Here is a 12,556-nt window from a genome sequence, read left to right on the forward strand (position 1 = left end):
CGACACGACTAATCTGGCCGTGACCCGTCATGAGAGCAGGCAATGAATAACGAACATGACCCGCGCTGGGCAGCGATCCTCGCCCGTGATCCTCAGGCCGACGCGCTGTTTGTCTATGGGGTAAAAACCACCGGTGTGTATTGCCGCCCCAGCAGTGCCTCGCGCTTGCCGCGCCCGGAAAACGTCGAATTCTTTGAGACACCTCAACAGGCCGAGGCGGCAGGCTATCGCCCAAGCAAACGTGCGACCGGTGACCAGACGCAACGCGCGGCACGCCATGCGGAGCTGGTGGCCAACGCTTGTCGGCAGATCGAACACGCCGAAACCCCGCCCAGCCTCGACCAACTGGCTCAGCAAGCCGGGCTGAGCCCGTTCCATTTCCATCGCGTGTTCAAGTCAGTCACCGGCCTCACCCCCAAGGGCTATGCCAGCGCCCAGCGCTCACGCAAAGTGCGCAAGGGGCTCAAAGGTCGCAACACCGTCACCGACGCGCTGTATGACGCCGGCTTCAATTCCAACAGCCGCTTCTATGAGTCGGCGGACCAACTGCTTGGCATGAAGCCAAGCGATTACAAAGCCGGCGGCACGAATACTCACATCCGTTTTGCCGTCGGCCAATGTTCCCTCGGCGCGATTCTGGTGGCGCAAAGTCATCGCGGCGTGTGCGCGATCCTGCTGGGCGACGAGCCGGACACGCTGGTGCGCGACCTGCAGGACCAATTCCCCAAGGCCGAACTGCTGGGTGCGGACCCGGCCTTCGAACAGTTGGTCGCCCAGGTGGTGGGGCTTATAGAAGCCCCGGCCCTGGGCCTGGACTTACCCTTGGACCTGCGCGGCACGGCCTTTCAGGAACGGGTATGGCAGGCCTTGCGCGACATCCCGGTGGGCAGCACCGCCAGCTACGCGCAGATCGCCGAACGGATTGGCGCGCCCACCGCCTTTCGGGCCGTGGCCCAGGCCTGTGGCGCCAATCGCCTCGCAGTAGCGATTCCCTGCCACCGCGTGGTGCGCAGCAATGGCGAGTTGTCGGGCTACCGATGGGGGGTGGAGCGCAAGCGCCAGTTGCTGGAACGCGAGCGCGACCGCTAAAACAGCCCGCGCCACTACACGAAACCCAGGCTGCGTCCAGTGAATAAAACAGACTGGCCGGACGCCAAGGGCCCTGCTAAAACAGCGAAAACTCTTACCAACGCTGGAGACGCATCCCATGAGCACCTGGCCAGACACGCGCATTCTCGATCTGCTGGGCATCGACGTACCGATTATCCAGGCGCCCATGGCCGGTGCGACCACCGCGCAAATGGTCATCGCCGCCAGCGAGGCCGGCGCGCTCGGTTCGATGCCGGCGGCGGCACTGAGTATCGAGCAATTGCGCGCTGCGTTGAGCACTATCCGCCAGGCCGGCACGCGGCCGATCAACGTCAACTTCTTCTGCCATCAACCGCCCGAGGCGGACGACGCCCGTGATCGACGCTGGAAAGACCTGCTGCAACCCTACTACCGCGAACTGGGCGCCGACTTTGATGCACCGACGCCGGTGACCAACCGTGCGCCGTTCAACGAAGCGGCTTGTGAAGTGGTGGAAGCGTTCCGTCCCGAGGTGGTCAGTTTCCATTTCGGTTTGCCGGAAAAATCCCTGCTCGACCGCGTCAAAGCGACCGGCGCCAAGGTACTTTCATCGGCCACAACCGTCGAAGAAGCGATTTGGCTGGAACAGCATGGCTGCGATGCGATCATCGCCATGGGCCTTGAAGCCGGCGGCCACCGCGGCATTTTTCTGAGCGACGACCTCAACAGCCAGATCGGCTTGATGGCGCTGGTGCCGCAGATCGTCGACGCCGTGAGCGTGCCGGTGATTGCCGCCGGCGGTATCGCTGACGCGCGCGGCATCGCGGCCGCCTTTGCCTTGGGTGCTTCGGCGGTGCAGATCGGTACCGCCTACCTGTTGACCCCCGAAGCCACGGTCAGCCCCTCGCACCACCATGCATTGCGCCACGCCCAGGCCAGCGAAACCGCGCTGACCAACCTGTTCACCGGCCGACCGGCGCGCGGCATCGTCAACCGGGTGATGCGAGAACTCGGCGCGATCAACCCGCTGGCCCCGGCCTTCCCCAGGGCCGGCGGTGCGTTGCTGCCACTCAAGGCCAAGGATGAAGCCGGCTTCAGCAACCTGTGGGCGGGCCAGGCGGTGGGCCTGCGGCATCCGTTCGCAACCCGCGAGCTGACCACCTGGCTGGCAGAACAAGCCTTGAGCCGGCTGTCTCGGTAACGCACGTCAGATCAGTATCGGCTCTGCGGGTGGAAGGCCGCTGAGCCGACGTTCATGCAGCGGCGTCAACACGGTAAACCGCTGTTGGCGCAACGCACAGATGCCATATACGACTCGGGCAAAGTGTTCGTTGCTGTCGTCATAGGGCTGGCTCGCCATGATCAGCGCGAAACAGCATTCGGCCTGGCGCTCCTGGGCCATCTTGCGGATCAATCCCAACCCTATCCCCAGCAACGCCCGGCTACTGGTCATGGTCAGTCGCTCATAACCGGAGCTGCGCTGGTGATGACACTCGCGCTGCTGGCCCCGGGCGAGCTGTTCATACAGCGTGTCCAGTTCAGCGGCGGTGTATAAATCCACCGTCGCCTGCTCGCCTGACACATGAAGTTCCAGTTGCTGTTTAAATAACAGTCGCCACGCATCGTCGTCGATTCCGGCCCGCACCGCGACCCAGTCGACACAATCGACCAGCGCGTTTTGCGCGCTCGCGAGCGTGCTTGGCAAACCGGCCTGCAGGGCTTCGAGGTGGATCAATGCCTGGTTGACCAAGTCTGCCTCCTCAGCCATCACGCCCTCCATCAGTTCTCGATAGCCGCCCCACGGTTCGTTACGCCATGCCTGAAGGAAGCCCAGCATCAAGGCCCGCAACTCACCGATCGCCTGCACGCCAATGGTGCGCCGCAATAGCCCTTCCGCCTCGTCGACCAGGCCGCTGAGGTTGCTGACTTGCGCCAGCAGTTCAGACTGATTGAAGGTCGCCGGCTCATTGAGCGATAGCGATGCATTGATCGGCAACTGGTGAAAGACCTGGGCCCAGACACGCTCCAACTGCTCGCGAACCCCGCAGACGAAATCCAGGGGAAACGACAGCACGCTGTAATCGCCGCTATTGACGAAGGGGCTCCAACTGATGCCCAGCGCAAACGCCCCGTCAACCTCCAGGCTTGCGTTGGCAAAATCCGGATAAAACTTGTAAATCACCAACGCGCCCTCCAAGGCCGGCAACCCGCGCACGCAGTCCTCCCAGCCTTTCAACGCACCGAAATAGCCGCGACCGTTCATTGAGGCATCGAGGTCGCCCAGGCTGAAATCGACCATCGCGGTGTCCGTCGCATCCCGAATCGACAACGCAAAATGCGTTTGCGGGCGCTGATCGCCGAGTTCGGAGAAAATCAGCACGCCGACGGCCTGTGTCTCCCAGCGCTGACTGCGCAAAAAGTCGGAACAGCTTTTCGCCTCGGCATACCCACAGGTGGCGGTTGCCTGGAGGTAACCTTTGAGTTCGGCGCCTTTGCCCCGGTCATCGAAGGATTTTTCCATGCGCTGGCGCAGGTCGATCAACCAGAATGGCGTGGAGACAAAAGTCTCGGACTCACTGGTCTGTTTCAACTTTATCGGGGCGTCGTAGTCTATGGGCGCATTCAGAATCGGCGCCACGGTCCGACCGCCGAGCGTCGACTGCTTGAGCAATATGCGCAACTTGGCATTGGCGCTGGGCAGATCGGCCCCCAGGTCAACCATCGCCAATAGCACCCCCAGCTTGCACTCATGGATGTAGTGGGCGTAGTCCTCGGGCCGATCGGTATTTTGCGCCAACGCATACGTAAGGCCGACATCACCGACATTGGCGATGAAGCGCGCCATGCCGGAAAGCAGCAGCGCGCCCAACCCACTCAGAGGCCCGACGGCCGCCGTCACCAGGCCGGACACCGCACGGGCGACACTTTTGAACATCGCCAGTTTTACCCGGCGCCGCTCTTCGTCGGACGAAAACACTGCGTAGTCGACCTGCCCCTTGATATCCGCGATGGCCGCCAACTGCAATTGCACGTTGATGTGCTGGGTATCACGAAAGGACACCGGCTCCGGGGCGAAACGCCGGTAATGGTAGCCATAGCGTTTTTTTTGCGGGAAAAAATCCTGAGGCACCAGGTTCATTTTCTGCGGGAAAGGGGAATGTTCCGCGACAAATCGCATCAACACCTCCGAGGGTTGCCCGGCGGTGGTGCTTGGTGCCCAGACCGCCCACTTGAGCCCGGTGAAGTTGAGGGATATCAGCAATGCCTTCTGTGAGTTGAATTTGAGCACAATCACATTGGGCACCACCGCTTCGTTGAATAGCAGCAGTCGCGGTTTCAACTCGCCTTTCAAGTAGCGGAACGCACACCCTCGCAAGTCTTCGTCGGCTGCATCGACTTGCGCGAGGTAGCGTGCGACCCGCACCCTGGCGAGGGCGTCACAGGTTTCGCCGAATAGTTTCTGGTAGTCGTCGCTGGCGGCCAGCGCATCGATATCCGCCAGGAAGTCAGCCAGCAACACGTCGCGCATCCCGGTCAATGTCGCGACTTGCGACGCCGGCAAGGCTTGCCCCTGCACATCCACGGCACTGAGTTTTTCCTGGAAGTACGCACGCCGTTGCGGCTCACCCAACAGCACTTGTTCAAAGGAAAAGTACTTGTAGCGTGGCGGCACGAATGCACTCACGCCAGGAGAATATGTGGGGTGGCCTATCAGGTATTTGAACTTGAATTGGCGTTCTTTTTTGAACAGTTGCTGGGTGTCTTGAGGCAGACCGGACTTCTTCAGGCAGCGATCGATCAACGATTCGATATAGTCTTTGGCGATCTTGTTATTGCCTACGCTCTCCCTCAGCCCATCCCATTTTTGCCAGGCCTGGGTCGTCGTTGCCTCGGGCGTCGGGGGCGCGGTGGGGACCTTCCAGCCGGTACGTTCGCGGGGCTGAATGCTGACCGCTATAAACAGCCGCGCGGCATCGCAGCGCACGAACCATTGATTGAGCCGCTCGCTCTGCAGCCGGATGCCGCCGTCTTCCTGCAAGACGCCGCAGTTGACCCAGGGGCAGCGGTAACTCATGTAGACGCTGAGATAGTAGTGCCAATCCGCAGCGGCGCGGCGCGAGGCCGGAACTTCTATGATGTAGCGCTCCTCATCGGCCTGATAAGGCATTGCGCTCAGGGTCACCTCAATCACTTCGTCGGCCTTCAGCGCTTGGTCGGCCAGGAGGACGGCACGGGGCGTCCAGCGCGGGAAAATGCTGAAATCGGCGTCGAGTACCGCCTCGCCGAACGGCTTGACCCACAGCGTGTTTTTGCCGGGCTCATCGGAATAACGAATGTGATCGCCGCTGCGTGCGCCAATACGCATCCCCGGCCAACCGGTGCCAATCGCCCTGGGCCATTGCCCGGCCCCCAGGGAAATCAGCGGGAGATCGAACCAGATATCCGCAAGCAGGCGCTTACTGGCCCCCCACACGGAGAACAGCACCACCTCGGTCTTGAGCAAAGGCCGTGCCGCGATCGCCAGGCCACGCTCTTCCCACTCGACACTCTGGGCCTGGCCTGACACTCGCAGGCTGTCGAGAAAGTATCGATGGGCCGTCAAGCGTTGGGCCAATGCCCCGTAAAACTTGGGAAACAGAACATTGACCTGCACGCTGTCAGTCGATTGGTTTTTTCCGACACTCGCGCGCCAGGTAAAGCGCTTGTCGAGGATTTTCCACAGGGGCATTTCCTGGCGCTCGACAATCAACGCAGGACTTCCCGGCTCGGCCCCCTCCTCCAGGATCGAAAACTCCACCGGTATCAACGATTGCGTGGTGATCAGCGCCTTGGCCTGCGGTTCCAGTGCCGAAGCGCTGAGTACGCGGTCCAGCCAGGCCTTCACGGCGGCCTCGCTGGTAAGGTTGTTCGGGGCGCCGACGTTGATATAGGCATATTCCCTTTGCATGGCACTTGCTCCTTTGCCGGCCAAAGGAGCTGCACTATCAACGGGTTCCCGTGCATTGGCTGTCAGGAGGCGGGCCGTTGCCGCCGGGAAATGTCAGCGCGGGGCCGGCGGATTCCCCTTGCCATTTTTTCGCTATATACCTATACATACACCGCTTGACCGCCCCCCTGGTCCCGCAGCGCTCAATCCTGGCTTTTTTCCTTCTCATACGGAGCTATCCATGACCTTCAGCCTCCCACGCTTGATTCGCCCCGGCCTGGCGGCCGTCATTGCGCTAGTCACCGCCGCTGCGGTCCACGCCGATGAAGTCCAGGTGGCCGTCGCCGCCAACTTCACCGCACCGATCCAGGCGATTGCCGCCGACTTCGAGAAGGACACCGGTCACAAGCTGATCGCCGCCTACGGTGCCACCGGGCAGTTCTATACCCAGATCAAGAACGGCGCGCCGTTCGAAGTGTTCCTCAGCGCCGACGACACCACCCCGCAAAAACTCGAAACCGAAGGCGATACCGTCAAGGGTTCGCGCTTTACCTACGCGGTCGGCACCCTGGCGCTGTGGTCGGCGAAGGAAGGTTATGTCGATGCCAAGGGCGATGTGCTCAAGCAGAACGCGTTCAAGCACCTGTCCATCGCCAACCCGAAAGCCGCGCCCTACGGGCTGGCCGCCACCCAAGTGCTGGCCAAGGAAGGCTTGACCGAGAAGCTCAAGGACAAGCTCGTCGAGGGCCAGAACATCACCCAGGCCTATCAGTTTGTCTCCACCGGCAATGCCGAGTTGGGGTTTGTGGCCTTGTCGCAGATCTACAAAGACGGCAAAGTCACCAGCGGTTCGGCGTGGATCGTCCCGGCGTCCATGCATGACCCGATCAAACAGGATGCGGTGATCCTCAATAAGGGCAAAGACAGCGCCGCTGCCAAGGCGCTGGTCGAGTACCTGAAAGGGCCGAAAGCCGCTGCCGTTATCAAGTCCTACGGTTACGAGCTCTAAATGCCGCTATCGAGTGCCGATTTTTCCGCGATCTGGTTGACCATCAAACTGGCGTCACTGACCACGGTGATCCTGCTGGTCATCGGCACTCCGATTGCCCTGTGGCTGTCGCGCACGCGCTCCTGGTGGCGCGGGCCTATCGGCGCGGTGGTCGCCCTGCCGCTGGTGCTGCCGCCCACGGTCATCGGCTTCTACCTGCTGCTGACGATGGGGCCGCACGGTTACTTCGGCCAGTTCACCCAATGGCTGGGCCTGGGCACCCTGACCTTCAGTTTCGCCGGGCTGGTGATCGGCTCGGTGATCTATTCCATGCCGTTCGTGGTGCAGCCGTTGCAAAACGCCTTCTCCGCCATCGGCACACGCCCCTTGGAAGTGGCCGCGACCTTGCGCGCCAACCCCTGGGACACGTTCTTCAGCGTGATCCTGCCCCTGGCCCGCCCGGGGTTTATCACCGCGTCGATTCTCGGCTTTGCGCATACCGTCGGCGAGTTCGGGGTGGTGCTGATGATCGGCGGCAATATCCCGGACAAGACCCGGGTCGTCTCGGTGCAGATCTACGACCACGTCGAAGCCATGGAATACGCCCAGGCGCACTGGCTGGCCGGCGCCATGGTGGTGTTCGCGTTCCTGGTGTTGCTGGCGCTCTACTCCAGCCGTAAAACCAAGATGGGCTGGAGTTGATGCCGATGATTGATGTACGCCTGCACCTCACGTATTCCGCCTTTGCCCTGAAAGTGGACCTGCAACTGCCCGGTCGCGGCGTCACCGCGCTGTATGGGCATTCCGGCTCCGGCAAGACCACCTGCCTGCGCTGCATTGCCGGGCTGGAACGTGCCGAGGACGGTTTTGTCCAGGTCAACGACGAAGTCTGGCAAGACAGCCGCAACGGGCTGTTCGTACCGCCGCATAAACGTGCGCTGGGCTATGTGTTCCAGGAAGCGAGCCTGTTCCCCCATCTGTCGGTGCGCGCCAATCTGGAATTCGGCCTCAAGCGCATCCCGCGTGCGCAACGTCGCGTCGACATGGCCCAGGCCACCGAACTGTTGGGCATCGGCCACTTGCTTGAGCGGCATCCGCAGCACTTGTCCGGCGGCGAGCGCCAGCGCATCGGTATCGCCCGCGCGCTACTGACCAGCCCGCGCCTGTTATTGATGGACGAACCGCTGGCGGCACTCGACAGCCAACGCAAAGGTGAAATCCTGCCTTACCTGGAACGCCTGCACGACGAACTGGACATTCCGGTGCTCTACGTCAGCCACGCCCAGGACGAGGTGGCGCGCCTGGCCGATCACATCGTGTTGCTGCGCGACGGCCAGGCCCTGGCCAGCGGCCCCATCGGTGAAACCCTGGCGCGGCTGGATTTGCCCTTGGCCTTGGGCGACGACGCCGGTGTGGTGATCAACGGCACGGTAAGCGCTTACGACGCGCACTATCAATTGCTGACCCTGCAACTGCCCGGCAGCGCCTTGCAGATGCGCGTCGCCCATACGCCGCTGGCCTTGGGCAAAGCCCTGCGGGTCAAGGTGCAGGCGCGGGACGTAAGCCTCAATTTGCAGGCCGAAGCCCACAGCAGCATCCTCAACCGCCTGCCGGTGACGGTCACCCAGGAGATTGCGGCGGACAACAGCGCCCATGTGCTGGTGCGCCTGGATGCCGGCGGCACGCCGTTGCTGGCACGGATCACACGCTTCTCCCGCGACCAGTTGCAACTGCACCCCGGCCAGATGCTGTGGGCACAGATCAAGGCGGTGGCGGTGCTGGCATAGCCGCGAAACCTTGTGGCCGCAGCGTCTTGCGTTGCAGTCAATCAGACAGACCGGCCTGATCTGTTTATAACCTGCTGTCCGCCGACCTGCCCCGCGACCTGCAAGAACATTACCTACGCAATGGGCGTGTCACACCTCGAGTTTTTTACCGGCGATCGAGTCCTCTCATACTTTGGTCTGGCATGACGCTGGCTGGAGGCTGGAAGCGGCCTGAGGTCATTGCGCCAGACATCAAAGCGCCTTACGGTAGTGGCCGCATAATCTCACCGAGGAACCCAGCCCGATGCTGCCTTCGTCCCAAAAGCCCTACGCCAACGTCGTACTCGCCCGTCAACAGCAATGGCGGGGTCGTGTCGGCATGATGCTGGTGGCCAGCCTGTCTGTGCTGGCGGGCATGACCGATGCCATTGGTTTCATGGCCAGTGGCGACTTTGTCTCATTCATGAGCGGCAACACCACGCGCCTGGCAGTAGCGATCAGCGAAGGTGACCTGGGCCTGACCGGGCGCCTGCTGTTGCTGGTCGCGACCTTCGTGGTCGGCAACGCCTTGGGTATCGTGGTCAGCCGCATGAGCGGCCGTCACGCCCTACCCCTGCTGCTGTGCATCGCGGCGCTGCTCTGCGGCGGCGCGCTGTGGCCGTTCGCCGATATGCTGCCCGCCTTGCTCGCGGCGATTGTGGCGATGGGCATGCTCAATGCCGCCGTCGAAGAGGTCAACGGCTTGCCGGTGGGGCTTACCTATGTCACCGGCGCGCTGTCACGCTTTGGTCGCGGGTTGGGGCGCTGGTTGCTGGGGGAGCGTCGCAACGGGTGGCGCGTGCAGTTGGTCCCCTGGACGGGGATGTTCATCGGGGCGGTGATCGGGGCGCTGCTTGAGCACCGCATGGGCTTGGGTGCGCTGCTGGTCAGCGGGGCGCTGGCTGCGGTTTTGGGCCTGGTGTCACTGAAGATCCCCCGGCGCTGGCACTTGGGTTACATGCCGCGCTGATGACCTGGGAGGCTCGCCCGACGTGACGGCCTCGACATCCGTGTACTGGTAAAGAGCTATTACGTCGAGCGAGCGGGGGAATCATAGGACAATGCCCTGCGACTGTCCCGCAGGGCATTTCCTAAAAGCACTACGGCAACAGATTACAGACAAGTCGCAAGTGCGGCCAAACGGCGCTTGGCGACCATGGAGTCTTCGGCAGTGTAGTAATCGACAGAGGAACCGGCCCCTGCGCTGCGCACGTCGGCAAAGTAATCGCCGCCGGTGGTGTACACCGTGAAACCGCCCGCCCCGATCGGCTCCTTGAAGCCGCCGGCGTCGACACCAAACACCGCCTCGTCCTGCCAGCCGAACTGGATACATTGGGCAACCACCAGCGCAGCCTTGTCCGACGCCAAGGTCTTGTAGGGCGTGCCGGTGCGTGCCGCGTTCATTTTCGAGCCCGCGCAGCCGGCCAGTGCTGCCAGTACCAATGCGCCAATTACCAGTTTCCGCATGCCATCGCTCCTTGGAAAAAAACGCGACTCTACCATTAGCAGGCGACACTCACGGATTATTACGTCACCCTGTCGCCTACTTGCGAGTTCGCTTCTACCTGGAAAACCGATGACACCCAATGCCGAACGCTACAACCCATCCACCGACTATGCCGACAAGCTGATCAGCCGCATCGGCCAGACGCCCACGTGGATCGCCAAGCGCATTGGCGTGACGGACAAGCGCATTCGCTACATTCTCGACGGCGAGCGCACGGTGAAAGGCGAAAGTACGCCGATCCAGATGACCTACACCGAGCAGTTCGCGCTGGAGTGCCTGGCGGCCGAGGCCAAGGCGAAAAAGAAGCCGACGCCGCCCACCGAATGAATTTAGTTTCACTGTGACAGCAGAACGCGCCACCGATAATGGCCGGGCTCACTTTTAGAAGTCTCCTTCAGCCCGCCCTCCCGCGGGCTTTTTTTCGCCTATGTGTTTAGAACCACCAGCGAAACAGGTAGAACAACGCCATGCTCAACAGCACGGTGAGCAGCACATTGCGCGTCCAGACCATCAGCGCCACCGCGCAGATCCCGGCCAGCAGGTAGGGGTTGGCCGGGCTCAGGTTGAGCCGGTGGTCGGCGAAGAAAATGATCGGCCCGCAAATCGCCGTGAGCATGCCCGGTACCGCGAACCCGAGAAACTCCCGCGCACCACGGGTGAGCCGCACGGGCAGGCGCGGTTCGATAAACAGGTAGCGGTTAAAAAATACGATCAAACCCATTGCAACAATCATCACAAAAATCATGCCTGCCCGACTCCCAGTCGTTTGCAGGCATACCCTGCACTCATGCCCAACACACCCGACACCACCACGGCCGACTCCCACTGCAGGAAGCTCAAGCCGACCGAGCACAACAGCGCCACCGCCACGCACACCACGGTGGGCACATCGCGCACCACGGGCGTGATCAACGCGATAAACGTCGCGACAATCGAGAACTCCAGGCCCAGGTGTTCGAGCCCCGGAATGCTCTTGCCCAGGACAATGCCGGCGAGGGTGAACAGGTTCCAGGCGATATAGAACGTCAGGCCAACACCCAGCGCGTACCAGCGGTTGAAGGTTTCGCGGTCGTACTGGCTGACCAGGGCGAAGAACTCATCGGTCATCAGGAAACCCAGGCTCATGCGCCAGCGCGGTTTGAGCACGGACAATGTGGGGCGCAGGTGCATGCCGTACAGCAGATGTTGTGAGGTCAGCAGCAAAGTCGTGAGCAAGATGGAGATCAGGCTGGCGCCGCTCTTGACCATGCCGATGGCCACCAGTTGCGCGGCACCGGCAAACACGATAGCGGAAAGCCCCTGGGCTTCGAGCGGGGAAAAGTGCGCTTCGATGGCCATTGAGCCAGCCAACAAGCCCCAGGGCGCGCACGCCAGGGACAACGGAATGACAGCAATCGCGCCACGGGCGAAGGCGTAGTGAGGTAAAGCAGTAGGCATGGGAACCGCTCATCGACAGACAGTCGACAAGCATGCCAGCGCAATATGCAGGTTGTCTTGAACGATCTTGCTCAGGCGAGCCTTACCGACACCAGTTCCACCGAGTCCCGCGCTTCGCGCAGTTCATAGGCGTCCTGGTTGAGACGGTGGATGGTATTGAGCAAGCGCTGGCGCAGCACTTCATCGCCGAGTTTTTCGACGGCACGCATCAGATCGAAGGCCGCGGTTTCGTTATTTTCCGCGACGGAATCGAGGGTCTTGCGCAGATTGCGAGTGGCACGGGTCACGCGTGGTATTCCTTCATCAGCTATGGGCAGGCACTTTAGGACATTTGTGTTTCATTTTAATTTCAATCACTTGTGGCGTGTTTCCAGACATTTGATCCATATCAATTGAAACAGGATTTGACCGAAATATATGGAAATACGTATATTCGGATATACCTATACGAGCAGGCCTTGACCGTGCCAGTCCCTTTCTCACCTCCAACCCTATTCAAATGCCTGGCCGATGCCACTCGCGTGCGAATGACCTTGCTGATCCTGCGCGAAGGCGAACTTTGCGTGTGCGAACTGATCCACGCACTTGACGACAGCCAGCCGAAAATCTCCCGCCACCTTGCGCAGCTGCGCAACTGCGGGTTGCTGCTGGATCGTCGCCAGGGGCAATGGATCTACTACCGCATCAATCCGGCAGTGCCCGACTGGGTGACTCACGTGCTGGACACCACCCTGCAAGCCAACCAGCCATGGTTGCAAAACGACGCGCTGCGTCTTGATGCAATGGGCGACAGACCACAACGAGCCAGCACCTGCTGTTGAGCC

The 12,556-nt window shown here is 61.5% G+C and carries 13 protein-coding genes; 8 read left to right on the forward strand and 5 right to left on the reverse strand.

The genetic code is table 11. The features are described from left to right. The first annotated feature begins 42 nt into the window (after positions 1 to 42). Complete coding sequence (gene ada, locus C5F70_RS10300; RefSeq protein ID WP_104903246.1) at positions 43 to 1,089, forward strand: bifunctional DNA-binding transcriptional regulator/O6-methylguanine-DNA methyltransferase Ada; 1,047 nt, start codon at positions 43 to 45, stop codon at positions 1,087 to 1,089. Between the two features lie 118 nt (positions 1,090 to 1,207). Continuing rightward, the gene (locus tag C5F70_RS10305; RefSeq protein ID WP_104903247.1) at positions 1,208 to 2,269 is read left to right on the forward strand and encodes a nitronate monooxygenase family protein; all 1,062 of its coding nucleotides are present in this window, start codon (positions 1,208 to 1,210) and stop codon (positions 2,267 to 2,269) included. Between the two features lie 6 nt (positions 2,270 to 2,275). Here C5F70_RS10305 and C5F70_RS10310 read toward each other — a convergent pair whose 3' ends face one another. Further along, positions 2,276 to 6,016: a hypothetical protein gene (locus C5F70_RS10310; protein ID WP_104903248.1), complete on the reverse strand. Its 3,741-nt coding sequence runs from the start codon at positions 6,014 to 6,016 to the stop codon at positions 2,276 to 2,278. Between the two features lie 220 nt (positions 6,017 to 6,236). Here C5F70_RS10310 and modA point away from each other — a divergent pair, with 220 nt between their 5' ends. From modA to C5F70_RS10330, 4 genes are all read left to right on the forward strand, one after another. Continuing rightward, the gene (gene modA, locus C5F70_RS10315) at positions 6,237 to 7,004 is read left to right on the forward strand and encodes a molybdate ABC transporter substrate-binding protein (RefSeq protein ID WP_046383545.1); all 768 of its coding nucleotides are present in this window, start codon (positions 6,237 to 6,239) and stop codon (positions 7,002 to 7,004) included. Continuing rightward, on the forward strand, positions 7,005 to 7,685 hold the full coding sequence (gene modB / locus C5F70_RS10320; protein ID WP_017846319.1) for a molybdate ABC transporter permease subunit: 681 nt from the start codon (positions 7,005 to 7,007) through the stop codon (positions 7,683 to 7,685). Further along, positions 7,685 to 8,770 carry a molybdenum ABC transporter ATP-binding protein gene (gene modC, locus C5F70_RS10325; RefSeq protein WP_371920063.1) on the forward strand — a complete coding sequence of 362 codons (1,086 nt, stop codon included), beginning with the start codon at positions 7,685 to 7,687 and terminating at the stop codon, positions 8,768 to 8,770. The genes modB and modC overlap by 1 nt, the downstream gene beginning before the upstream one ends. A gap of 283 nt (positions 8,771 to 9,053) precedes the next feature. Continuing rightward, positions 9,054 to 9,758: a YoaK family protein gene (locus C5F70_RS10330; RefSeq protein WP_017846321.1), complete on the forward strand. Its 705-nt coding sequence runs from the start codon at positions 9,054 to 9,056 to the stop codon at positions 9,756 to 9,758. 143 nt (positions 9,759 to 9,901) lie between these two features. Here C5F70_RS10330 and C5F70_RS10335 read toward each other — a convergent pair whose 3' ends face one another. Continuing rightward, positions 9,902 to 10,255 (reverse strand): hypothetical protein, encoded by a 354-nt coding sequence (locus C5F70_RS10335; protein WP_017846322.1) that lies wholly within the window; start codon positions 10,253 to 10,255, stop codon positions 9,902 to 9,904. 109 nt (positions 10,256 to 10,364) lie between these two features. Here C5F70_RS10335 and C5F70_RS10340 point away from each other — a divergent pair, with 109 nt between their 5' ends. After that, positions 10,365 to 10,622 carry a hypothetical protein gene (locus tag C5F70_RS10340; protein WP_046489453.1) on the forward strand — a complete coding sequence of 86 codons (258 nt, stop codon included), beginning with the start codon at positions 10,365 to 10,367 and terminating at the stop codon, positions 10,620 to 10,622. Positions 10,623 to 10,728: 106 nt separating this feature from the next. Here the strand turns inward: C5F70_RS10340 and C5F70_RS10345 are convergent, their stop codons facing one another. The 3 genes from C5F70_RS10345 to C5F70_RS10355 all read right to left on the reverse strand — a co-directional run bounded on the left by C5F70_RS10345 (position 10,729) and on the right by C5F70_RS10355 (position 12,019). Beyond that, positions 10,729 to 11,040: an AzlD domain-containing protein gene (locus C5F70_RS10345; RefSeq protein WP_046383547.1), complete on the reverse strand. Its 312-nt coding sequence runs from the start codon at positions 11,038 to 11,040 to the stop codon at positions 10,729 to 10,731. Then, complete coding sequence (locus tag C5F70_RS10350) at positions 11,037 to 11,732, reverse strand: AzlC family ABC transporter permease (protein ID WP_046383548.1); 696 nt, start codon at positions 11,730 to 11,732, stop codon at positions 11,037 to 11,039. Before C5F70_RS10350 ends, C5F70_RS10345 begins: the two co-directional genes overlap by 4 nt. Positions 11,733 to 11,803: 71 nt before the next feature. Further along, complete coding sequence (locus C5F70_RS10355; RefSeq protein ID WP_017846326.1) at positions 11,804 to 12,019, reverse strand: hypothetical protein; 216 nt, start codon at positions 12,017 to 12,019, stop codon at positions 11,804 to 11,806. Between the two features lie 240 nt (positions 12,020 to 12,259). Here C5F70_RS10355 and C5F70_RS10360 point away from each other — a divergent pair, with 240 nt between their 5' ends. Continuing rightward, complete coding sequence (locus C5F70_RS10360; protein WP_256588391.1) at positions 12,260 to 12,553, forward strand: metalloregulator ArsR/SmtB family transcription factor; 294 nt, start codon at positions 12,260 to 12,262, stop codon at positions 12,551 to 12,553. The last annotated feature ends 3 nt before the right edge of the window (positions 12,554 to 12,556 follow it).

It is taken from the genome of Pseudomonas sp. LH1G9 (genome assembly GCF_002949975.1).
GTDB lineage: Bacteria > Pseudomonadota > Gammaproteobacteria > Pseudomonadales > Pseudomonadaceae > Aquipseudomonas > Aquipseudomonas veronii.

Excerpts from the sequence above, each read along its gene's own strand:
- C5F70_RS10340 (WP_046489453.1), top strand. The coding sequence starts at position 10,365 with ATGACACCCAATGCCGAACGCTACAACCCATCCACCGACTATGCCGAC.
- ada (WP_104903246.1), top strand. The coding sequence starts at position 43 with ATGAATAACGAACATGACCCGCGCTGGGCAGCGATCCTCGCCCGTGAT.
- modB (WP_017846319.1), top strand. The coding sequence starts at position 7,005 with ATGCCGCTATCGAGTGCCGATTTTTCCGCGATCTGGTTGACCATCAAA.
- C5F70_RS10360 (WP_256588391.1), top strand. The coding sequence starts at position 12,260 with ATGACCTTGCTGATCCTGCGCGAAGGCGAACTTTGCGTGTGCGAACTG.
- C5F70_RS10335 (WP_017846322.1), bottom strand. The coding sequence starts at position 10,255 with ATGCGGAAACTGGTAATTGGCGCATTGGTACTGGCAGCACTGGCCGGC.
- C5F70_RS10305 (WP_104903247.1), top strand. The coding sequence starts at position 1,208 with ATGAGCACCTGGCCAGACACGCGCATTCTCGATCTGCTGGGCATCGAC.
- C5F70_RS10345 (WP_046383547.1), bottom strand. The coding sequence starts at position 11,040 with ATGATTTTTGTGATGATTGTTGCAATGGGTTTGATCGTATTTTTTAAC.
- C5F70_RS10330 (WP_017846321.1), top strand. The coding sequence starts at position 9,054 with ATGCTGCCTTCGTCCCAAAAGCCCTACGCCAACGTCGTACTCGCCCGT.
- C5F70_RS10310 (WP_104903248.1), bottom strand. The coding sequence starts at position 6,016 with ATGCAAAGGGAATATGCCTATATCAACGTCGGCGCCCCGAACAACCTT.
- C5F70_RS10350 (WP_046383548.1), bottom strand. The coding sequence starts at position 11,732 with ATGCCTACTGCTTTACCTCACTACGCCTTCGCCCGTGGCGCGATTGCT.
- modC (WP_371920063.1), top strand. The coding sequence starts at position 7,685 with ATGCCGATGATTGATGTACGCCTGCACCTCACGTATTCCGCCTTTGCC.
- modA (WP_046383545.1), top strand. The coding sequence starts at position 6,237 with ATGACCTTCAGCCTCCCACGCTTGATTCGCCCCGGCCTGGCGGCCGTC.